We start from the raw sequence: 21,789 nt of genomic DNA on the forward strand, positions 1-21,789 counted from the left end.
GCGACGGTGGACTTCGAGTTCTCCCCGCGTGCGCAGGATCTCATCGAGCGCATGCGGTCGTTCATGCAGGAGCACGTCTTCCCCGGCGAGGCGGTGTACGACCGGCAGCTCGCCGAAGCCGCCGATCCGCACGCACTGCCCCCGGTGATGCGGGAGCTGAAGGAGAAAGCCCGTGCGGAAGGGCTCTGGAACCTGTTCCTCACGCACGGCGACTGGGGAGCGGGTCTCACCAACCTCGACTACGCGCCGCTGGCCGAGCTCGCAGGCAGGTCCATCATCGGGCCGGAGGTCTTCAACTGCTCGGCACCCGACACCGGGAACATGGAGCTGCTGTCCCTGTACGGAACACCGGAACAGCAGGAACGGTGGCTGCGGCCGCTGCTGGACGCCGGGATCCGCTCCTGCTTCGCGATGACCGAACCGGACGTGGCGAGCTCGGACGCGCGCAACATCCGCACCCGCATCACCCGCGATGGCGACGACTACGTGGTCAACGGCCGCAAGTGGTACACCTCCGGCATCCTCGACCCGGACTGCAAGCTGATCATCCTGATGGGCGTGACCGATCCCGAGGCACCGGCCTACCGGCAGCAGAGCATGCTCCTCGTCCCGAGGGACACCCCCGGGGTGACGGTGCTGCGAGACCTCCCGATGTTCGGCTACACGGACCGGCTCGGACACGGCGAAGTGCTCTTCGAGGACGTCCGCGTGCCCGCGACGAGCATCCTCGGCGGCGAGGGGGAGGGCTTCGCGCTCGCGCAGGGACGGCTTGGGCCCGGCCGGATGCACTACGCGATGCGCGCGGTCGGTTTCGCCGAACGGGCACTGGAGCTGATGTGCCGGCGCGTGCTGGACCGCGTGGCGTTCGGGAGACCGCTCGCCGACCAGGGCGTCGTGCGCGAATGGATCGCGCGCAGCCGGATCGAGGTCGAGCAGCTGCGCCTGCTGGTGCTCAAGTCGGCCTGGCTGATGGACACCGCGGGCAACTCGGCGGCCAGAACGGAGGTCGCCGCGATCAAGGTCGCCGCCCTGGAAGTCGCCCACGACGTCGTCGACCGCGCGGTGCAGGCGCACGGCGCGGCCGGGGTCAGCGACGACACCGTCCTGGCGCGGCTGTTCGCGATCAGTCGCGCACTGCGCATCGCCGACGGTCCAGACGAGGTGCACCTGCGCACGGTGGCCAGGCACGAGCTCGACAAGTACCGGAAGGCGGACACGGCATGACCGGAGGGGTTCTGGACGGCAGGGTCGCGGTGATCACCGGCGGTTCCCGCGGTATCGGGCTGGCGATCGGACACGCCTACCGGGCCGCGGGTGCGCACGTGGTGCTCGCCGCGCGCAAGGCCGACGGTCTTGCCGAAGCGCGCAGCGAGCTGCTGGGCGTGGCGGCCGCCGGTGACGTGCACACGGTCGTGGCCAACGCGGGCGAACCGGACCAGGCGCAGCGGTGCGCCGACGAGACCATGGAGCGTTTCGGCCGGCTCGACGTCCTGGTCAACAACGCGGCGACCAACCCGTACAACGGCGACCTGATCGACCTGGACCTGTCGCGGGCCGAGAAGACGGTGCGGGTCAACCAGTACGGGATGATCGCCTGGACGCGCTGCGCGTGGCACGCGTGGATGGCCGAGCACGGCGGGGCCGTCATCAACATCGCCTCGGTCGGCGGCCTGGTCGTCGACCCGCACATCGGTTACTACAACGCCACCAAGGCCGCGATGCTGCACCTCACCCGCCAGCTCGCCTACGAGCTGGGACCGGCCGCCCGCGTCAACGCCATCGCCCCCGGCCTGATCAAGACGGAGCTGGCCCGTGCGGTGTGGGAGGTGCGCGAGCCGATCCTGACCGAGAAGCTTCCGCTGCGCAGGCTGGGTACGCCTGAAGACGTGGCCGACGCGGCGCTGTTCCTGGCCTCCGACGCGTCCTCCTGGATGACCGGGCAGACCCTGGTCCTGGACGGCGGCGCGCTGGCCCTGCCGATCGGGGTGGAGGGATGAGCCCGACGACGGGTGACGGGCTGCCCCCGATCCGCCCGACCGGTGAGCTGTTCACCCTGCGCGGTAAGACGGCGGTCGTGACCGGAGCGTCGTCGGGTCTGGGGGCCCGTTTCGCCGCCGTGCTCGCGGCTGCCGGTGCCACCGTGTTCGCCGCGGCCCGCAGGCTCGACCGGCTGAGTGCGCTGGCCGCCGGCGATGACCGGATCCGGCCGGTCTCCTGCGACGTGAGCCGGGAGGACGACCGGGCACGCCTCGTCGACGCCGTGCACGAGGAGACGGGCCGGTTGGACGTGCTGGTGAACAACGCGGGGATGTCGGGCTCCACCCGGGCGGCCGAGGAGTCGGCGCGGGACTTCACCGACGTGCTCGCGGTCAACCTCGTCGCGCCCTTCCACCTCGCCCGCCTGATGGCCGAAGCCGGAGCGCCGGCGGCAGGCAAGAGCATCGTGAACGTCTCCTCCATCCTCGGCCTGGTGTCCGCGGCACCGCTCGGCGGAGCGAGCTACGCGGCGTCCAAGGCCGGTCTGATCGGCCTGACGCGGGAGCTCGCCGGCCAGTGGGGTGGCGCCGGGGTGCGGGTCAACGCGTTGGCGCCCGGATGGTTCCGCTCGGAGATGACCGAGGCGCTGTTCGCCGACGAGCGTTCGAACCGGTGGGTAACGCGCAACACCATGCTCGGCCGGGGCGGCGACGGTGCTGAGCTCGACGGAGCACTGCTGTTCCTCGCCTCGGACGCCTCGTCCTACTGCACGGGCCAGGTGCTGGCCGTCGACGGCGGCTGGACGGCCCGATGAGCCGGGTCCAGGTGGAGGTTCGGGACTCCGTCGCACACGTCGTGATGTGTCGCGGCGAAGCAGGCAACGCGATCGACCTCGCGATGGCGCGGGCGCTGCTGGGCGCGGCGACGACGTGTTGCGACGCGGATGTCCGCGTGGTGCTGCTGCGGGGCGAGGGTCGCTCCTTCTGCGTCGGTGGGGACCTGCGCGAGTTCGCCGCGATGGAAGGGCAGGAGCGCCACGATCACCTGATGGCGGTGACCGATGCCCTGCACGAGGCGCTGCTGGTGTTCGCTTCGATGGACGCTCCGGTCATCGCCGCGGTGCACGGAGCGGTCGCCGGTGCCGGAGTCGGTCTGGCCGCCGCCGCGGACATCCTGCTCGCAGCCGAGGACGCGACGTTCGTGCTCGCCTACACCGGCATCGGCTACTCGCCGGACGCGGGGGTGACCTGGTCGCTACCACGCCTGGTCGGGCCGAAACGCGCCATGGAGCTGCTGCTGACCAACCCGCGGATCTCGGCAGGCGAGGCGGCGGCGATGGGACTGGTGACCCGCGTGCTGGATGGTGCGACGCTGGTCGACGACGCGCAGCAGCTCGCCGGTCAGCTCGCGGAGGGTGCCACGAACTCGTTCGGCGTCACGAAACGGCTGGTCGCCCAGGGGCTTTCGAGCGCGCTCGGCGTCCACCTGGACCGGGAGGCGCGGGCGCTGTCCGCGGCGGCGGTGTCCCCCGAGGGCGTCGAGGGGGTCGATGCGTTCCTCACCAAGCGCCCACCCCGCTTCCACCGCCAGGGCGCGGACCGACCGCGGCGGGAACCGCAGCGGTGAGCGATGACAGGAAGGCCGACATGTCCGAGAGACCAGCACCGTTCCTGACCGCCTGGTTCGAGATCATGGACAGCGACGAACCAGCCAGGATTCTCGACCTGATCAGCGACGACTTCCAGTTCTCCATCCTGTTCTCCACCGACGACGGCGCGACGGACTTCTCCGGAGGCCGTCCGGCTCTCGAGCACTACCTGGAGCAACGGGAGCGGGGAGTGCTCACCCACCACCTGGTGGCGGCCAGCTCCACGGGAAGCGACGAACTGTTCCTCGGCGAGGTCCGGCGCGGCGGCGTGCCGGTGGCGAGCTTCGTCGCCGCAGGCAGGGTCGGGCCCTCCGGACGCCTGGAGCGCTTCCTCGTCGGCCGGTCACCAGGCGTGCGCTTCGAGCCGGGAGAACAGGCGATTCGGAGCGCACACTAGTTCCGCGTTCCCGGCCTCGCTGCGAGCCCGGGGCATGGCCTCGGCTGCAGACGGACACGACCGACGCAAGGAGGCGTCTTGGAACTCGTGTTGCTGCGTGGTGGTGCGCAGAAGAATGTGAGGGGTGCGACGTGCGACGACTAGTGCGCGAGTTCCGGCAACGGGCCGAGGAGTCCGACTTCGTCACGGTGATCGACGACTCGCGCGAGCACACGGCACGGCAGTTGCTCGCGCGGGCCGACGAGCTCGCCGGCGCCCTGGGCGGTGAGCGAGGTGCCGGGACCGTGGTCGTCCAGGCGGACAACTCGTGGCGCACGGTCGCGGCGACGCTCGCCGTGGGAACGGGTGGGGGAGTCGTCGCCGTGGTCAACCGCCACACGACGCACAGCGAGTTCGCCGCCGTCATCGAGGACCTCCAGCCCGATGCCGTGGTCGCCGAACCCTCGGCGATGCGGGAGTGGGGGGTGCCCGCGTCGTTCCCGGCGTGGGAAGCACACGCCGTGCTGGATGGCTGGGTGTGCCTGTCTTCCGGCGGGACCCCGGACGTCTCCCGGTGGTCAGGCGGCGCGTTGATCGGGCTGACCTCGGGCTCGACCGGACGCGCCAAGGGCGTGGTGCAGTCCGAGGAGGCGCTGCGGTACGCCTGCGGCCACAGCATCGACATCAACGGACTGCGGCGAGGTGACGCGGTGGGTGCGATCGTGCCGTTGTCCTCGGCCGCGGCCTACTGCTTCGGCGTCTACCTCAGCCTGATGCTCGCAGGCCCGCTCGTGCTCTGCGGGAAGTGGGAGCCCACTTCGGTGCTGGCTCGCATGGCCGAGGCGAACGTGCGGTGGACCATGTGCGTGCCGACCATGGCACTGCAGCTCGGAGCCGCCGCGGCGGGCTCACGCGCGCTGGAGGGGATGCGGTCGATCACGGTGGGCGGAGGGCCGATGGAGGCCGGGGTGCTCGCGCGCGCGGAGCAGTCGCTGGGCACGCGGATCCTGCGGGTCTTCGGCATGTCCGAATGCCTGGGGCACACGTCGCCGCGTCCGAACGACCCGGAGGAGACCAGGCTGGGCAGGGACGGTACTCCCTTCCCAGGCACGGAGGTGCGCGCTGTGGACGAAACAGGCACTCCGGTCGCTCGGGGCGAGGTCGGGCGAGCGCAGGTCCGCGGGCCTTCGCTGTTCCTCGGATACGCCCGCGAGGGCAAGCTCGATCCTCCGGCGCTCACCGCGGACGGGTTCTTCCCGACCGGGGACCTGGTGCGGGTGCACGACGACGGCGCCATCAGCGTGATGGGCCGGGAGAAGGACGTGATCATCCGCGGTGGGCGCAACATCGACATCACCGAGATCGAGCGGGCGGTTGCGACCCACCCGCGCGTGGCCGGGGTCTGCGTCATCCCGGTGCCCGACGCGGTTCTCGGTGAGCGGGTCGCAGCCCTGGTCGTGACCGCCGACGGCGGGCGCTTCGAGCTCGAGGACGCGACCCGGCACCTGCACGAGGTCGGGCTGTCCAAGACGAAGTGGCCCGAGTTCGTGTTCACCGTCGATGACTTGCCGCAGACCGCTGTGGGCAAGCTGGACCGGCGGTCCGCACGCGACCTCGCACACGAACTGCACTCCCGGCTACCGGGCAGCGGTTGAACACCAGCGGAGGGAACAACGTGGCAACGAACCTGGACCGGGGGTTGTGGGCCCGCGCAGGCGTCGAAACGGTCCGGCCCGGGGTGCACCGGATTCCGCTGCCGCTGCCCAACGACGGCCTGCGTGCGGTCAACGTGTACGTGCTGGAAGAGGAGGACGCCCTCGTCCTGATCGACGGTGGCTGGGCGCTTCCGGAGTCGCGCCGAGTCCTCGAGGACGGTCTGGCGACGCTCGGGCGCGACCTCGGCGAGATCAGCCACGTCCTGGTCACCCACGTCCATCGCGACCACTACACCCAGGCCGTCGAGCTGCGCAGGTCGGTCGGGGCGAGGGTCTGCCTCGGCGCCGGTGAGCGGCCGGGCCTGGAGATGCTCGACGAGCTGCGCACGGACGTGCCGGTCAGCTCCCTCGACACGTTGCGGCGTTCCGGAGCCGAGGATCTGGCTGAGCGCCTGTTGCGCGACATGGAGTGCACCCCCTTCGACGCGAGTGTCTGGGAGCCGCCGGATCGGTGGTTGGGGCCGGGGACCATCCGGGTTGCGGGACGTGCTCTGCGCGTCATACCGACGCCCGGCCACACCAGGGGCCACGTCGTGTACCTCGACGAGCAGCGCGGCCTGCTGTTCTCCGGAGACCACGTGCTTCCGCACATCACCCCGTCGATCGGCTTCGAGCTCGCCGGGCCCGGTACGCCGCTCGCGGATTACCTGGATTCGCTGCGCTTGCTCACCACGTTCGCCGACGTGGATCTGCTTCCCGCGCACGGACCTGCGGGTGGCAGCGTGCACGCCCGAGTCGCTGAGCTGCTGGCGCACCACGAGACGCGGTTCGCAAGCACCGCGGACGTGCTCGGCCGGAGCACCAGTGATGCGTACGGCGTCGCGCAGGGGCTGAGGTGGACCAGGCGCGAGATCCCGTTCGCCGACCTCAACGCCTTCAACCAGATGCTCGCGGTCAACGAGACCGCCGCTCACCTCGACGTGCTGGTCCAACGTGGGCAGGTGGTGGCCGAGGTCGTCGCCGGGGTGACGCGGTACACGAGGACATGAGGCTGTGACACCTGTTCCCGGCCCGAGCACCGGGTGATGTGGCAGTGCATGGCCGGAAGGCTCCGGCCGGCGCGGCGAGCACCTCGTTCCGGACCCTCCACCGGAACGAGGTGCCTGGCTTCTACCGCGCTGTCCACCCACCGTCCACGTAGAGCTCGGAGCCGGTGACGAAGCCGGCGTCGGCGGAAGCCAGGAACGCCACGGCGGCGGCGACCTCGTGGGTCTGCCCCAGACGGCCCATCGGGGTTCCCTCCACCATGGCGGTGTGCCGCCGGGTGCCGTGCCAGAGTCCGCGCGCCCGGTCCGTCTCGATGAAGCCCGGATGCACCGAGTTCACCCGCACGCCGCGGGATGCCCAGTGCAGCGCGGCGTTCTTGGTCATCAGGCGGACCGCGCCCTTGGCCGCGTGGTAGGAGAAGTGCGTCCCGAACCCGCCGACGGTGCCGAAGATCGACGCGATGTTCACGATCGATCCGCCCCCGCAGCGTTCGATCGCCGGACCCGCGTACTTCATGCCGAGCCACACGCCCCGTTGTGTCACCGCGGTCACCTGATCCCAGGTCTCCGCGGTCTCGCTCTCGACCGTGGTCGCCTCGCCGATGCCGGCGTTGTTCACCAGCACGGCCAGGGAGCCGAGATCCTCGAGCACCCTGGAGACGACCTGCTGCCAGGCGGCCTCGTCGGTGACGTCGAGCCGCATGCCCACCACCCGTGCGCCGGTGTCGGCCAGCCGCGCGGTGAGCCGGTCGCACGCGTCCTGGTCCACGTCGGTGACCACCACGGTCGCACCCTCGGTGGCCAGCCGGTGCGAGATGGCCGCGCCGATGCCTCCGGTCGCTCCGGTCACCAGTGCGACGTGCTGAGCCAGTCGATCGTCCACGGCAGCCTCTTCCTGTTGTGTTCGCTCATGTTCGGGGAAAGCGGGACGTTTCCTCACCCGGGCTGGTGCAGGAGTCAGCTCCGCCCGGATGCCGTGACGCCGAGCTCGGCGAGGACCGCCTCGGCGGCCGCCCGGCCCTCTGCGACGGCGTGCGAGACTCGGCGGGGGACGACGCAGTCGCCGATGGCGCGCACGGTTTGGTGTTGTGCGGCGATGTGGTCGAACTCCCGCGGCCGGCGTTCACCGGCCACGACCAACGTGTCCGCTTCGACGTAGGACCTTCGGTCGTCCAGAAGGCCTTTGAGGGTGAGCCGGTGTTTCGTGCTCGCGACGACCGTGGTGAGGGGAATGACCCGCAACGGGGCCCTTTCGAGCCGTTGCAGGAGCTGTGTCCGGTTCTCCAGCGACAGACCGGACGCGAACCCGGGGCCGGGCGTGATCAGCACGACCTCGCGCGCACCGGCTGCGAGCGCGGCCTCCACGGCGCTGATTCCGGGCCACCACCCGAATCCGTCGTCCAGTACCGCGACGGTGTCAGCCCGCTTGGTGAGTTGCTCGGCCCGAGCGATGAACTCGGTGCTGGACACTGGTGGGACCTCGCCGGGAATGTCGGCGGCGGCCTCCTCGGCACCCGTGGCGACGACGACATGGCTGTGCGCGGCCAGAGCGGACGCGGTTGGCGAACGCCCGAGCAGGAGCCGGGCGCCGGTGTCGTGGAGCTGCTCGCGTTGGTAGTCGAGGAAGCGCTGCCATCCGGATCTCCAGGGAGCTGAGCCTGCGATGCGCGCCTGCCCGCCGACCTCGTCGGCGTGGTCGAAGACCACCACCGGCACGCCGCGCCGGCCGAGGGTCAGCGCGCACTCCATCCCCGCCGGTCCGGCCCCCACCACGGCGACTCCGGTACCCCCGGATGCCCGCGCCCGCGCTCGCAGGTGCGGTGTGGCCGGTCGAAGCGTCAGGCCGGGAGGCGCCAACTCGGGGTTCACGGTGCACAGCGCGGTCGGCTCGAACGTGCGGCAGTCCTCGTTGCACCCCGTGCACGGGCGGACGGATCTCTCAGCGCCAGCCAACACCTTGTGCGGGAAGTCCGGATCGGCGATCAGCGCCCGCGCCACACCGACCAGGTCCGCTCCCGAGTGCAACGCGGACTCGATGTCGGCCGTTGTCCGGAACGACTGGCTCACCAGCAGCGGCACGGCGAGCGCTGACCGCAGCCGGTCCACGCACGCCAGCAGCGGCGGAGTGTGCGTGGCCATGTCCCGGACGTAGTTGTTGCGGACTCCCGTGGTGACGTTGAGGTAGTCGAAACGGGATGCGCTCAGCAGGCGCGGCATCAGGTCGAGCAGATCGTCGATCCCAAGGCCGGATTCGGCATCGCCCTCGACCGAGACCCGGACCCCGATCGGCGCGGGACCGATCTCGGCCCGCACCGCGTCGATCACCTGCGACAGCAGAGCGATGCGCCGGTCGGGGCTCCCGCCGTACTCATCCGCGCGTGTGTTGGTCGCCCGGGACAGGAACTGGGCCAGCAGGTACCCGTGTCCGGCGGAGAGCTCCACTCCGTGGAACCCGGCGCTGACCACGTTGGACGCGGAGATCCGGAAGCAGTCCACCACGCGACGGATTTCGCCCGCCGTCAATGGTGAGGGGGCGGTGGGTTCGCGTGGCGAGCGGACGCTGCCGGCGGACACGGGTGCGTAGTGGCTCGCCGCTCCGAGCGTTTCCCGGCCCAGGTGCACCAGTTGTGCGAGGGCGACCGCTCCGGCCGAGGTGATGGCCTCGGCGCGTTCTCGCAGTGCGTCCCGGATCTCCGGGCGCCACGCCTCGGTCAGATACCGCTGGCGGATCGTCGACTCTGGTGCGACGACCGTTCCGCCGGTGATGACCATGCTCGCGCCTCCTCGGCCGAGGCGCTGCCAGTACTCGGTGTCCGCCGTCATCGGGGCGCCGTCCAGGACAGCTGCGGTGGCGTGCGCAACGGCGACCAGCCGGTTCCGGAGACGTAGGTCTGCGATCTCGAAAGGTCTTGCCGCGGCCAGCGGCGCGCTCATCGCGGTGCTGTGCCCGGAGTTCGGCTGCGCGGCATGGGCCATCGCTACCTCCTTCGCGTGGAAGGGTGAAGGCCTCGGCGCGGCAGCGCCCGAGGGCCGCGGGACGCGCATCGTGGCCGTGCTGAGGGCTTTCTTCTCTGAGGTTCGCCAAAGACCGATCCAGCGGGGAGTCCGCACCTCGAGGTGAACCAACTTCAGTTGGAACATAGGAAGGCTCGGTGGGCGTGTCAAGGTCGACAGGGTGTCCGCCTTGCCGTGGGGAGCCGGCCCGCCTAAACTGAAGTCAACTCAGTTCACTTGAGGTGGGAGGACGGTCCCACCGCCGGGAGGCTCGATGCGGGACCTGAACATCGACCCTGCTCTGCTGCTGGAGACCCCCGAACAGTCGGAGCTGCGGAAGCTGCTGCGGGAGTTCTTCGCCGAGACCTCGTCGCCCGACGACGTCGGCAAGCACGCGGAATCCGTGCGCGGACACGACGAGTTGCAGTGGCGGCGGCTGGCCACCGAGATCGGCGTGCAGGGACTGGTGATCCCCGAGGAGTACGGCGGTGCCGGGTACTCCTTCGCCGAGCTCGCGGCGGTGCTGAGCGAGGCGGGGCGTGCACTGTGCTGCGCACCGTTGCTGCCCACGCTCGCGCTCGCCGCTCAGGCGCTGCTGTTGAGCGACGACCAGGACGCCCGCGCGCGCTACCTGCCGGGCATCGCGGACGGTACGACTACCGCGACCGTGGCCGGATTCGGCGATGGTGCGGACATCGTCGCGGAGTCGACGCGGACCGGGTGGATGCTTCGCGGGGGCGCGGATTTCGTGCTCGACGGGCACGGGGCCGACCTGGTCGTGGTGCACGCCCGCTCGCCCCAGGGCCCGCGGCTGCTGCTGTGGGAGGCGACCGCGGGCGGGTGCACCCGGACGCCGCGTGAGGTACTCGACCCCACCCGGCGACAGGCGCGGATCGAGTTCACCGGCGCCGCGGCAACGGCGGTCGGTGGGCCGGGCGACCGTGCGGTCGAGGTGATGCGAACGGTGCTGGACATCGGGCGCGTGGCGCTGGCGGCCGAACAGGCGGGTGGCTGCGGGCACGCGCTCGATGCCACCGTGTCTTACGTCCTGCAACGCAAGCAGTTCGGGCGGGCGATCGGTTCGTTCCAGGCCGTGAAGCACCGGCTGGCCGACCTGCTGGTGGAGGTGGAGGCCGCGCGTTCGGCCGCCGCCTACGCGACCGCGTGCGTGACCGCCGCGTCAACGGAGACGACGTGCGCCGCGAGCGCGGCGAAGGTGGTGTGCTCCCAGGCGTTCCGGAGAGCGGCAGCCGAATACGTCCAGTTGCACGGCGGGATCGGTTTCACCTGGGAGCACCCGGCTCACCTGTACCTCAGGCGGGCGCGTTCGTCGGAGGTCCTGCTCGGCACCGCCGACGATCACCTGGGGTACCTCGGCGATCATCTCGCCCTGGCGTGACCCCGGGCCGTGTTCATCGACAGATTCGCGAGGGCAGGTCGTTGCCCGGCCGGTTCTCCTTCACCAGCTCGGAGGTGCCATGTACAACCTCGTCCTTCTTGCTTCACGCCCGCCGGACTGGACGCACGAGCAGTTCATCGAATGGTGGCGCGGTGAACACGCCGAGCTGACCTACCGCCTGCCCGGGTTGCGAGCGTGGCGGCACACCGACGTCGACTCGGCGCTGGAGTCGCGGTCGCAGGGGTGGGACGGGGTGTCCGTGCTCAGCTTCGACAGCGAGGAAGACCTGCGCACGGCGTTGGCCAGTCCGGAGTGGGCGGCTGCCGTGGCCCAGGTCGGGGACATGCGCGGCCGGCGCATCGCGGTGATGGGTCACGAGCGGGAGATGTACACCGGGTGATCGGTGTGCCGTGGTCGCCGGGGCGGTGGCGCTCATGGTCTCGGCGCTGGTGCCGGTGCGGACGACCTCAACGCACCGCCACCGCACCGCGCATGAGCATTCGCGCGGTGCGGTACAGCGACGCGCTGCGTGCCTGCACACCGGAGTCGCCATCCTGCGCGACTTCGGCAGCCGCTGTGACCGGTCCGGAGGGGCTCCCAAGGCGCACGGTTCCGGAGTGCGGGGCCGGAACGAGTTCGCCGAGCACGCTGCCCGGAACCTGGCAGGCGACCGCACAGCACAGCGCCGCTGTACCCGGCAGCGCGCGGTGTAGCTGACCCATCGAAACGACCCGGATCAGCAGGTCGGTCGCGTCCTCGGCGATCACCTCGCCGTCGAGCGTCGAGTACGCCGCCGGCGGCCCGACGGCGGCGACCTTGGGAGCGGCCAGCGGAGCGGACGAGGCCGACTCGCACATCCCCATCGCCACCGCGGCGGCGCGGCGGATGTCGTCCAGCCGGGCCATGATCTCCGCTCGGGCCTCGATCTCGTCAGGGGTCTCGGTGGCCACCAGGCCGACATCACCCGCGGCCACGAACACCATCGGGTTGGCGGCATCGACCAGCGAGACGCGGTAGTCGCCGGACGCGGTACGCAGGTGCTCGGCAGCCGACCCCGTGGGCAGCAGGCGCCCGGTCCGCGAACCCGCCGGGTCGAGGTACTTCAGCTCGATCGGCGAACCGGTTCCGGTCACTCCGGGCAACTTCATCGGGCCGTCGACTTCGGCCGCGCCGTCGCGGACGGTGAACGCCGCGTGCAGCAGCTTTCCGGTGTTGGTGTTGAAGATCCGGATCGTCACCGGGCCATCCGATACGTCGACGAGTCCTTCGTCCACGGCGAACGGTCCGACGGCCGCGGACAGGTTGCCGCAGTTGGCCGAGTGGTCCACCACCGCGGTGCGCACGTCGACCTGCCCGAAGGTGTACTCGACCTCGGCGTCGGGATGGTCCGTGGTGCGCACGACGATCACCTTCGACAGCGAGGAGATGCCACCACCCATGCCGTCGAGCTGCCGTCCGTAAGGGTCCGGGCTGCCCAGTGCCGACAGGAACACGGCGTCGCGTTCGGGGCCGGCGGCAGGCAGGTCGCGGTCGTGGAAGAACAGCCCCTTGCTCGTGCCGCCCCGGGCGAACGCGGCCGGAATCCAACGCTGGCTCATGAACCCTCCGTCTGGGTTGGGCAGGTGCCGTCGATCCGGGGCCGAGTGTTGCAGTTCGCTCGCGCCACGCGGGCTCGACGGTCTCGTCTGCGGCGCCGCTGTGTCCCATGGCGTTCCGGAACCGCGCGGTGCTGTCGCCGATACCCAGGGTCAGCACGGGCCCGGTGTGGACGAGCCAGGTATCGATTCAGTGACCGATCCATGCGCGGGGGTGTGCGCCAGCTCATTGCCGGGCGGGAGAGCTGCGGATAGCTTCCGCGCAATGCCAGCTCACGGCGGTTGTCCAGCGGTGTGGGCGTGAACAGCGGGAGGTGGCCATGCCGTCGTGGCGGGTGCGCGATTTTCACGATGACGACCTCGACCAGGCGATCCACATCTGGGACCAGAGCCGAGAGGGTGGAGAGCCGGTGTTCTCGGCCGCCGAGGTGGTCTCGATCGCTCGGGCCGGTCATCCGGCGATGGTGGCGGTCGTGCAGCAGGACGTGGTCGGCATGGCGGCCGCCAAGGTGGAGGGCGAGCGCGCCTGGCTGGCGATGTTCGCCCTCGACGCGCGGTGGCGCAACCGCGGCATCGGCAGCGCGCTGCTGGGCGAGCTGGAGAAGAAGCTGCGCGGTCAGGGTGTGCACCGCATCACGAGCCTGGTGCCCGAGGGTGCGGCCGGGTTCAAGGCGATGGTCAACTCCGGATATCGGCCGCGGACCGACCTGACCTACTTCGAGAAGGTCGAAGACCTCGACCCCGCCGACTTCGGCGTGCTGGAGGAACTCGGCGGGCAGTTGCTGCCGCCTGGCCGGTGGGACGCTCTGGCCGGGATGACGCGGGAGAAGGACGTCATCGAGCGCCGCGTGGTGCTGCCGATCTCCCACTCCGAGCAGGCCGAGCGGCATGGCGTGCTGCCGCCGAAGGCGATCGTGCTGTTCGGGCCGCCGGGCACCGGCAAGACCAGCTTCGCCAAGGCGATCGCCTCCCGGCTGAACTGGCCGTTCGTCGAGCTGTTCCCGTCCCGGCTGGCCGGGTCGTCCCCGGACGGGCTGGCGGCCTCGTTGCGCGCGGTGTTCGCCGAGCTCGAGGATCTCGACGACCTGGTGTTGTTCATCGACGAGGTCGAGGAGATCGCGGGCATGCGCTCCACGCCCGCGGCCGGGCCGGCGCACGGGGTCACCAACGAGCTGCTCAAGCTCATCCCGGGCTTCCGCGAGCACGACCACCGACTGCTGGTCTGCGCCACCAACTCGGTCAGCTCGCTGGACTCCGCGTTCCTGCGGCCCGGTCGTTTCGACTACATCATCCCGGTGGGTCCGCCGGATCCACCCGCCCGCCGCGCGATCTGGTCGCGCTACCTGGGGCCGGCGCGGGACAACGTGGACCTGGATCTGCTGGTGGAGCGCACCGACCTGTTCACCCCGGCCGACATCGAGTTCGCGGCTCGCCAGGGCGCCCAGACCGCCTTCGAGCGCGACGTGCTGCACGATGACGGCGCCCTGGCCACGACGCAGGACTACCTGCGGGCCGTCGCCGACGCCCGGCCGACGCTGACCGCCCAGGCGATCGAGGAGTTCGAGCAGGACATCGAGGACTACACCCGACTCTGACCAGGGAGCGGGACGGTATGAGCTACGTGGGCGCGACGACTAGCGACTGAGCAAGCGCTCGAGCCAGGATTCGCGGGCGGCGACGCACGCCCGGCCGACCGCGGATTCCGGTGCGATGTCGTAGAAACCGTGGAACGCGCCGCCCCAGACATGGAGCTCCGCATCGCCGCCGGCCGCCCAGATCGCGCTCGCGAAGGCGACGGCCTCGTCACGGAAAACCTCTGCTGCACCGGCATCGATGAACGTCGGTGGAAGCCCGCCGAGGTCGGTCGCCCGAGCCGCCGCCGCATAGGGCGAGACGTCGGCTGTTCCCCGCCGATCGCCCAGGACCGCCGTCCACGCCGTCAGATTGCTCGTCCGGTCCCAGACGCCGATTCCGTCGTACTGATGCGACGATGCTGTCTCGTTCCGGTCGTCGATCATCGGGCACTGGAGCAGTTGGCCGAACAGCTTCGGTCCGTTGCGGTCGCGAGCCAGCAGTGTGGTTCCGGCAGCGAGGCCGCCTCCGCCGCTACCGCCGAAGATGACCAGGCGGTCGCGGTCGAACAGCAGATCGTCGGCGTGGGCGTCCATCCATTCCAGCCCCGCGTAGCAGTCCTCGACGGGGACGGGGTCGGGGTGCTCTGGCGCGAGCCGGAACTCGACCGTGACGGCGACGGCGTCAAACTTCATCGCCCAGTCGATCAGCGGATGGACCGAGGAGAACCGGTCGCCCATGACCATGCCACCGCCATGGATGTGGTAGATCCCCGGGCCTCGGGTTCGGTGATCCTCGCGCGCGATGACCGATACCGCGATCTCTGCTCCGCCGTAGCCGGTGACCGTGTGGTGGACGCACTTGACCGGCCGGTCACCGATCTGTTCCTCGATCCCTGGAAACGGAATCGCGCGGTACTGCTCCAGCTGTTCGGCCGTCATGCCGACCGGAACCCGGTCGTCGAGCGCCGTTAGCGCGGCGGCGAGCTCGGGATCGAACGGCGGCCGTGGCATCCCACTTGTCACTGAATGCTCCTGGAAGTCGATGAGACCTGGGCCTCCGCTGGAGTCCTGTCGCGATCCTGGCCAAGAGTGACCGCTGATGCCCTTGGTGCCGGTGTGGCGCTCAGCCTGCGGTCGCGTCGCGCCAGAACAACGCGGTCAGCCGGTCGGCGGTGCTTTGCATCTGCTGGAGGGCCTCGGGGATGCGGGCCCGGCCGAACCGGCTGCGCGGACTGTTGAGGGTCAGGATGGCCACGAGGGTGCCCGCGCTGTCGCGGATCGGGCGGGACAGCGAGAGGAGCTCGTGCTCGAGCTCGTTGTCGATGATGGCGAAGCCCTGCTCCCGGACCTGCTCGAGCTCCTTGATGAGGGCCGACCGGTCGGTGATGGTGTACGGGGTGAACGCATCGAGCTTCTCGGGAAGCATCGCGCGCAGCTTCTCGGGCGGTTGCGAGGCCAGCAGCACCTTGCCCGTGGAGCTGGCGTGCATGGGGTACTGCTCGCCGACCATGTTCCGGGACACGATGCCGACCACGTGGGACCCGGCGGCCTCGGCGACCAGGTCGAGCCCGTCGTGGGAATTCGGGACGGACAGCGTGACCGACTCGTTGAACTTGTCGGCCAGTTCCTGCAGCAGCGGCTGTGCATGGGCCACCAGGCCCGTGTACGGGTCGGCGCGCCGGCCGAGCCGGGCGAGTTCCCAGCCGAGGACGTAGTTGGTGTCGATGCGGTCGACGAGTCCGGCCTGCTCGAGGCTGTAGAGCAGGCGGAAGGCGGTCGGCCTGCTCAGGCCGGTTGCTTTCGCGAGTGTGGTGACGGTGGCTCCGGTGCGCGGCTGGGCGCCCAGCTCGCGGAGCAGGCGGACGGCCTTCGACACCGACTTGTTGGCCATCGTCGCGTGCTCGGGCTCGTCAGCCATTCCTCTCTGCCTCCTGCCGCCTCGGAACGCATGAGGGCACCTCGTGCCCCGCATCCAGGCTAACAGGCTGCGTTCACTTAGTGGACGCAGCGGGCGGATGGCAGCTCGAGCCGTTTCCAGTTGGCTGTTGTCCAGAGGAGCTTGCGGTCCCTCCATGTGGCTGCATGTCGGTCGGCGTTCGTGCCGGTGATGCACAACCCGATACCTGGTGTTTGCATAGTGAACGATATGTTCGTTGCGATCCAGTGTGCAGCGAGGAGGCTAGGCTGTCAATCTTCGTTGTCTCAGAAGAAGTCTTGACGGGTTTGGATGGTCTCTGACACAGTCTTTGGTCATTACGTTCACATGATGAACGGATAGATCGAGTTCGGGTACCCGGTACGAGCTTGGTCGTCACCGTGTGGCAGCACGTCTCAAAACACGTCGCCCGCGGTCGGGGCATGGGGCGCCGTCAGCGTGCGCACCCATACCGCGGGCGCTTCGCCAGGGAGGGAACAAGCTGGTGACCAACACCGCAGTTGAGGACACCGCGCCCAGATCGGTCGACAGGAAGCGGTTCCTGGTCAGGCTGACCATCGTCGCCTCCGGCGGCATGTTCATCGACGGCTACGTCCTCGGCATCGTCGGTCCCGTGATCGCCGCGATCACCGCCGACCTGAACATGTCGGTGTACGGGGAGGGGCTGATCGGCGCCGCCGCACTGATCGGCATTTTCGCGGGTGGACCGCTCGGCGGCTGGCTGGCGGACAAGCTCGGCCGCAAACCGATGTTCACCGCCGACCTCGCCATATTCGTGGCCGGGTCGGTTCTGCAGTTCTTCGTCGACTCGAGCTGGCAGCTGTTCCTCGTGCGGCTGCTGATGGGTGTCGCGATCGGCGCCGAGTACTCCATCGGCTGGCCCCTCATGGCGGAGTTCGCGCCGGCGCGCCTGCGCGGCAGGTGCATGTCCTTCGCCGAGGTGGCCTGGTACATCGGGTTCGTGGCGGCCTTCGTCGTCGGCTACGTGCTGATGGCGGTCGACACCGACTGGCGGGTCATCCTCGGGACGAGCACCCTGCCGGCCGTGCTGCTGTTCCTCGGTCGGCTGGGCGTACCGGAGTCACCGCGCTGGCTGATGAACAAGGGCCGCGTCGAGGAGGCCCGGCAGATCGCCGACACCTACATCGAGGACGTCGCGGATCGCGCCGACATCACCGGCGAGCAGGAGCGCCAGGGCACGTTCGGCATGCTCTTCTCGCCGCAGCACTGGCGCGCCACCGCGTTCATCTCGGTGTTCTGGTTCTGCACCGTGACGCCCTACTTCGCCATCGCGACGTTCTCGGCCAGCGTGCTGTCGCAGTACGGCCTCGGGGAGGACGGTCTGGCGGGTGCCATCGGGGTCAACGGCGTGGCCCTCGTCGGCGTCGTCGTCTCGTGCCTGCTCATCGACCGCATCGGGCGCCGCGCGCTCACCATTCCCCAGCAGTGGGTTTGTGCGGTGGTGCTGGTGGTCATCGGGCTGTGGGCGTCGGCGCCGCCGCTGGTGGTGCTGGCCTGCTTCCTGATCTTCGCCTTCGCCAACGCCATGTGCACGGCTCTCACGGGCGTCTACCCCGGTGAAGTGCTGCCCACCGAGGTCCGGGGGATCGGAACCGGGTTCGCGACGGCGGTCAGCCGTGTGGGTGCCGGCCTGGGAACGTTCCTGTTCCCCTGGTCCATGCAGGAGCTCGGTGCCGGGACCACGATGCTCATCGCCGCCGGGGTCTGCGTGGTCGGAGGCGCGGTCTCCCAGGTCCTGGCTCCGGAAACGGTCGGCCGCAACCTGAACGAGATCAGCTCCGCGGGCACGCGGTAGCGGTTGTCGAGCGACGGCACCCGAGGAGGCTTTGGCAACTCGGGTGCCGTCGTCCGACGTTCAGTCGACGGGTTGCGTCTACCCGAACAGGGCGCTGTAGCCGTTCAGCGCCGGCTGCCCGCCGAGGTGGGCGTACAGCACCTTGGCGTCCTTGGCGATCTCGCCCCGGGTGACCAGGTCGATGAGGCCCGCCATGGACTTGCCCTCGTACACCGGGTCGGTGACCATGCCCTCGGTCCGCGCCGCGAGTCGCATCGCGTCCAGTGTGGACTCGTCCGGGATGCCGTAGATGCCCGCGTGGTACCGCTCGTCGAGCAGGATCTCGTCGTCGGCCAGCTCGCGGCCGGGCTCGAGGAGCGACACGGTGTTGCGGGCGATCCGCGCGACCTGGTTCCAGGTCTCCTTCGGCTTGGCCGAGGCGTCGATGCCGAGGACCCGCCGCGGCTGCCCGTCCAGCGCGGCGAACCCGGCGATCATGCCGGCCTGGGTGCTGCCGGTCACCGAGCACACCACGATGGTGTCGAAGAAGACCCCGAGCTGCCTTTCCTGCTCCGCCACCTCCAACGCCCAGTTCGCGAAGCCCAGGCCGCCGAGCCGGTGGTCCGAGGCGCCGGCCGGGATCGCGTAGGGCTTGCCGCCCGCCGCCTCGATCTCCGCGATCGCCTGCTCCCAGCTCTCCTTGAACCCGATGCCGAACCCGGCCTGCACCAGTCGCACGTCCGCTCCGGCGAGCCGGGAGACCAGGATGTTGCCGACCTTGTCGTAGACCGCGTCCGGCCAGTCGACCCAGCTCTCCTGGATCAGCACGCACTTGAGCCCCGCCCTGGCCGCGACCGCCGCGACCTGGCGCGTGTGGTTGGACTGCACGCCGCCGATCGACACGAGGGTGTCGCAGCCCTGGGCCAGGGCATCGGCCACGAGGTACTCCAGCTTGCGGGTCTTGTTGCCGCCGTAGGCGATGCCGGAGTTGCAGTCCTCGCGCTTGGCCCAGATCTCGGCGCCGCCCAGGTGCGCGGTCAGCCGGTCCAGCCGGTGCACCGGCGACGGGCCGAACAGCAGCGGAAAGCGGTCGAAGTCATCGAGTGACAAGGTGATCCTCCGATCAGGGAATGTGGAGCCTGCGGCGTGCGAACACGACGCTGACCAGGCTCAGCACGGCCAGCAACATCAGGTAGAAGGTCAGCGAGAGCTTGCTGCCCGTCGCGTCGACGAGCCAGACGATGACCAGCGGTGTGGTGCCTCCGAAGGTCATCACGCCGATGTTGTAGCTCACCGCCATCCCGGTGGCGCGGCTGGTGACCGGGAACAGCTCCGCCATCATCGCGGGCAGCGGAGCGAAGTAGCCGGCCTTGAGCACACCGACCAGGAACATCACGACGAGGATCACCGCGAAGCCCGGGCTTGCGATCAGGAACGCGAAGCTCGGGTACACCAGCGCGAGGATCAGCGCCGCGAAGATCAGCATGATCCGGGTGCGTCCGAACCGGTCCGACAGGTGACCCACCAGGGGAGTCAGCCCGGTCAGCACGATCCCGGTGACCAGGGTGGACGCGAATCCGGTCGACGCGGGCAGGCCCAGTTCCTTCACCGCGAAAGTGGGCATGTAGGTGATGAGGTAGCTGATCGCGGTGGACACCGCGAGCGCGCCCATCGCCACGAGCATGCGGCCCTTCTGGGAGCGGAACGTCTCCTGCACGGGCGCGCGCTCCAGGTCCGCGGTCTTGACGAACTCACCGGCCTCGCCGACGTAGCGCCGGATGTAGTAGCCGACCGGGCCGATCAGCAGACCGAAGACGAACGGGATGCGCCAGCCCCACGACTCCAGCTGCGCGTCGGACAGCGTGGCGGTCAGCACCGTGCCGAACGCCGACGCGAGCAGCGTCGCGAGTCCCTGGCTCGCGAACTGCCAGCTCGCCATGAAACCGCGCTTCTCGGGTGCGTGCTCGACGAGGAACGCGGTGGCGCTGCCGAACTCCCCGCCCGCGGAGAAGCCCTGGACCAGCCGGGCGAGCAGGATCGCGATCGGCGCGACGAGCCCGATCTGCGCGTACGGCGGCATGATCGCGATGACCAGCGTCGCGGCCATCATGAGCCGGATCGACAGCATCAGAGCGCTCTTGCGCCCGGCCCGGTCGGCATACGCTCCGAGCACGAGTGCCCCGATTGGACGGACCACATAGGACACCGCGAACGTGCCGAGCGTCAGCACGAGCGACACGGTCTCGTCGCTGGCGGGGAAGAACAGCTTCGAGATCGTCGCGGCGAAGAAGCCGTAGACGAGGATGTCGAACCATTCCAGCGCGTTCCCGATCGACGCCGCGACGATGACGCGGCGCACCTTCACCGGTGCTTCGGGGGAGGCTGTCTGCGCGGTCACGGGTGACTCCTCACGGGAGAGTCCTCGCCGAGGTCCCAGAACAGGCCGGCCATGATGCGCAGGCCCTCGCGTGCCACGGGGGCCAGCAAGTGCTCGTCCGGGGCGTGCTGGGCGCAGGCGGGGTAGGAGTGCGGGATCCAGAGCGTGCACAACCCGAGCTCGTCGGCGAAGGCGTCGTTGGGAATGCTGCCGCCGAGGTTGGGCAGCAGCGCGGGTTGCGCGCCGGTGGTGCGGCTGATCGAGCCGAGCGCCCAGCGCACCCAGGGGTCGTCCGGGTCCGACCGGGTCGGCGGCATGGTCGGGCCGACCTCGACGTCGACCATGGCGAATCCGTGCTCGTCCAGGTGCTCGCGGAGGATGACGGCGAGCTTGTCCACCTCGGTGCCGACCACGGACCGGAGCTGGCAGTGCGCGTGTGCGCTGCCGGGAATGGCGTTGACCGGGTTGTCCGGGTTGCCCGCGGCGAGCGAGAGGACCTCGAGGGTGTTCCAGCCGACGAGTCGCTCGGCCGGGGTGAGACCGGGTTCGCCCCAGCCTTCGTCCACGGGCGGATCGTCCGGTCCGCCGCCGACCGCGATGTCGCGCAGGGCGTCCCGGACGTTGGCGGGGATCTCCTGCGGCCGCAGACCGGGGAGGAGGATTCGGCCCCGCGCGTCGACGAGGGTGGCGAGCGCGCCGGCCAGCACCGTCGCCGGGTTGCGCAGCAGGCCGCCCCAGTTGCCGGAGTGGTGGGCGCCCGCGCGCAGGTCGACCCGCAGGGTGAACGGGGTGGAGCCGCGTGAACCGAGGAACAGCGTGGGCCGCTCGGCGGCCACGCGCGGCCCGTCGGAGGCGATCAGCACGTCGGCGGCGAGCTCGTCGCGCAACTGGGCGCAGACCGTGCGCAGGCCCGGCGAGCCGGACTCCTCCCCGGTCTCCACCAGCACCTTGAGGTTGAAGCCGAGCCGGCCGCGCACGCGGAGCACCTGCTCCAGCGCCGCGAAGTTGATGGTGTGCTGGCCCTTGTTGTCGGCGGTGCCGCGGCCGTACCAGCGGTCGCCCTCGACCACGACCTGCCACGGATCGAGGCCGTGCCGCCACCGCCGCGGCTCGCCGAGGACGACGTCGCCGTGGCCGTAGACGAGCACCGTGGGCAGCTCGTCGCCCTCGTGCCGGTTCGCCACGAGCAGCGGGTAGTCGCCCGCGGGGTTGTCGACGACGCGCGCGGTGCAGCCCAGCCGGCCGGTGAGCGCCGGGGCCAGCTCGTCGGTGAGGTAGGAACGCAGTGACCGCGCCCGCGCCCGGTCCTGGCTTTCGGTCGCGAACGCGATCCGGCGGCCGAGTTCGGTGAGGAATTCCCCGGAATCGAAGTATTCCGCGGCACGCTCTACAACGGCAGCACGGTTCATTATTTCCT

General features: G+C 70.1%; 19 protein-coding genes. 11 read left to right on the forward strand and 8 right to left on the reverse strand.

Features of this window, described 5'->3' with window-relative positions:
• Window positions 1-6: 6 nt before the first annotated feature.
• The 7 genes from HUO13_RS15765 (at window position 7) to HUO13_RS15795 (ending at window position 6,705) form a co-directional block, all read left to right on the forward strand.
• The gene (locus tag HUO13_RS15765) at window positions 7-1,224 is read left to right on the forward strand and encodes an acyl-CoA dehydrogenase family protein (protein ID WP_211902086.1); all 1,218 of its coding nucleotides are present in this window, start codon (window positions 7-9) and stop codon (window positions 1,222-1,224) included.
• Entirely contained in the window at window positions 1,221-1,997 is a 777-nt protein-coding gene (locus HUO13_RS15770) for an SDR family oxidoreductase (protein WP_211902087.1), read from the forward strand. Before HUO13_RS15765 ends, HUO13_RS15770 begins: the two co-directional genes overlap by 4 nt.
• Window positions 1,994-2,791, forward strand: a complete 798-nt coding sequence (locus HUO13_RS15775) for an SDR family NAD(P)-dependent oxidoreductase (protein ID WP_211902088.1) — start codon at window positions 1,994-1,996, stop codon at window positions 2,789-2,791. The genes HUO13_RS15770 and HUO13_RS15775 overlap by 4 nt, the downstream gene beginning before the upstream one ends.
• Window positions 2,788-3,603, forward strand: a complete 816-nt coding sequence (locus tag HUO13_RS15780) for an enoyl-CoA hydratase/isomerase family protein (RefSeq protein WP_211902089.1) — start codon at window positions 2,788-2,790, stop codon at window positions 3,601-3,603. The genes HUO13_RS15775 and HUO13_RS15780 overlap by 4 nt, the downstream gene beginning before the upstream one ends.
• Before the next feature lie 20 nt (window positions 3,604-3,623).
• Window positions 3,624-4,022, forward strand: a complete 399-nt coding sequence (locus HUO13_RS15785; protein WP_211902090.1) for a hypothetical protein — start codon at window positions 3,624-3,626, stop codon at window positions 4,020-4,022.
• 131 nt (window positions 4,023-4,153) lie between these two features.
• On the forward strand, window positions 4,154-5,656 hold the full coding sequence (locus tag HUO13_RS15790; protein ID WP_249124876.1) for a class I adenylate-forming enzyme family protein: 1,503 nt from the start codon (window positions 4,154-4,156) through the stop codon (window positions 5,654-5,656).
• Between the two features lie 20 nt (window positions 5,657-5,676).
• Window positions 5,677-6,705, forward strand: coding sequence for an MBL fold metallo-hydrolase (locus HUO13_RS15795; RefSeq protein ID WP_211902091.1), 1,029 nt, complete (start codon window positions 5,677-5,679; stop codon window positions 6,703-6,705).
• Window positions 6,706-6,826: 121 nt separating this feature from the next.
• Here the strand turns inward: HUO13_RS15795 and HUO13_RS15800 are convergent, their stop codons facing one another.
• Window positions 6,827-7,585, reverse strand: coding sequence for an SDR family NAD(P)-dependent oxidoreductase (locus tag HUO13_RS15800; protein ID WP_211902092.1), 759 nt, complete (start codon window positions 7,583-7,585; stop codon window positions 6,827-6,829).
• Between the two features lie 74 nt (window positions 7,586-7,659).
• Window positions 7,660-9,678 (reverse strand): FAD-dependent oxidoreductase, encoded by a 2,019-nt coding sequence (locus HUO13_RS15805; RefSeq protein ID WP_211902093.1) that lies wholly within the window; start codon window positions 9,676-9,678, stop codon window positions 7,660-7,662.
• A gap of 292 nt (window positions 9,679-9,970) precedes the next feature.
• Here HUO13_RS15805 and HUO13_RS15810 point away from each other — a divergent pair, with 292 nt between their 5' ends.
• Both HUO13_RS15810 and HUO13_RS15815 read left to right on the forward strand, forming a co-directional pair.
• Entirely contained in the window at window positions 9,971-11,095 is a 1,125-nt protein-coding gene (locus HUO13_RS15810; RefSeq protein WP_211902094.1) for an acyl-CoA dehydrogenase family protein, read from the forward strand.
• Between the two features lie 79 nt (window positions 11,096-11,174).
• The gene (locus HUO13_RS15815) at window positions 11,175-11,495 is read left to right on the forward strand and encodes an EthD family reductase (RefSeq protein WP_211902095.1); all 321 of its coding nucleotides are present in this window, start codon (window positions 11,175-11,177) and stop codon (window positions 11,493-11,495) included.
• 67 nt (window positions 11,496-11,562) lie between these two features.
• Here HUO13_RS15815 and HUO13_RS15820 read toward each other — a convergent pair whose 3' ends face one another.
• A complete protein-coding gene (locus tag HUO13_RS15820; protein ID WP_211902096.1) occupies window positions 11,563-12,693 on the reverse strand; it encodes a 2-methylaconitate cis-trans isomerase PrpF family protein in 1,131 nt (376 codons plus the stop codon).
• Between the two features lie 332 nt (window positions 12,694-13,025).
• Here HUO13_RS15820 and HUO13_RS15825 point away from each other — a divergent pair, with 332 nt between their 5' ends.
• Window positions 13,026-14,285, forward strand: coding sequence for an ATP-binding protein (locus tag HUO13_RS15825; RefSeq protein ID WP_249124877.1), 1,260 nt, complete (start codon window positions 13,026-13,028; stop codon window positions 14,283-14,285).
• Window positions 14,286-14,324: 39 nt separating this feature from the next.
• Here HUO13_RS15825 and HUO13_RS15830 read toward each other — a convergent pair whose 3' ends face one another.
• Window positions 14,325-15,275, reverse strand: a complete 951-nt coding sequence (locus tag HUO13_RS15830) for an alpha/beta hydrolase (protein WP_211902918.1) — start codon at window positions 15,273-15,275, stop codon at window positions 14,325-14,327.
• Between the two features lie 112 nt (window positions 15,276-15,387).
• Window positions 15,388-16,182, reverse strand: coding sequence for an IclR family transcriptional regulator (locus HUO13_RS15835; RefSeq protein WP_211902098.1), 795 nt, complete (start codon window positions 16,180-16,182; stop codon window positions 15,388-15,390).
• A 502-nt stretch (window positions 16,183-16,684) separates the two neighbouring features.
• On the opposite strand from HUO13_RS15835, the gene HUO13_RS15840 reads away from it, so the two are divergent.
• A complete protein-coding gene (locus HUO13_RS15840; RefSeq protein WP_211902099.1) occupies window positions 16,685-18,016 on the forward strand; it encodes an MFS transporter in 1,332 nt (443 codons plus the stop codon).
• 78 nt (window positions 18,017-18,094) lie between these two features.
• Here the strand turns inward: HUO13_RS15840 and HUO13_RS15845 are convergent, their stop codons facing one another.
• The 3 genes from HUO13_RS15845 to HUO13_RS15855 are packed head-to-tail and all read right to left on the reverse strand — an operon-like array spanning window position 18,095 to window position 21,781.
• Window positions 18,095-19,105: a 1-aminocyclopropane-1-carboxylate deaminase gene (locus tag HUO13_RS15845; protein ID WP_211902100.1), complete on the reverse strand. Its 1,011-nt coding sequence runs from the start codon at window positions 19,103-19,105 to the stop codon at window positions 18,095-18,097.
• A gap of 13 nt (window positions 19,106-19,118) precedes the next feature.
• Entirely contained in the window at window positions 19,119-20,393 is a 1,275-nt protein-coding gene (locus HUO13_RS15850) for an MFS transporter (RefSeq protein WP_211902101.1), read from the reverse strand.
• Window positions 20,390-21,781 carry a M20 family metallopeptidase gene (locus tag HUO13_RS15855; protein WP_211902102.1) on the reverse strand — a complete coding sequence of 464 codons (1,392 nt, stop codon included), beginning with the start codon at window positions 21,779-21,781 and terminating at the stop codon, window positions 20,390-20,392. The genes HUO13_RS15850 and HUO13_RS15855 overlap by 4 nt, the downstream gene beginning before the upstream one ends.
• Between the last annotated feature and the right edge of the window lie 8 nt (window positions 21,782-21,789).

Source organism: Saccharopolyspora erythraea, from assembly GCF_018141105.1.
GTDB classification, from domain to species: Bacteria; Actinomycetota; Actinomycetes; order Mycobacteriales; family Pseudonocardiaceae; genus Saccharopolyspora_D; species Saccharopolyspora_D erythraea_A.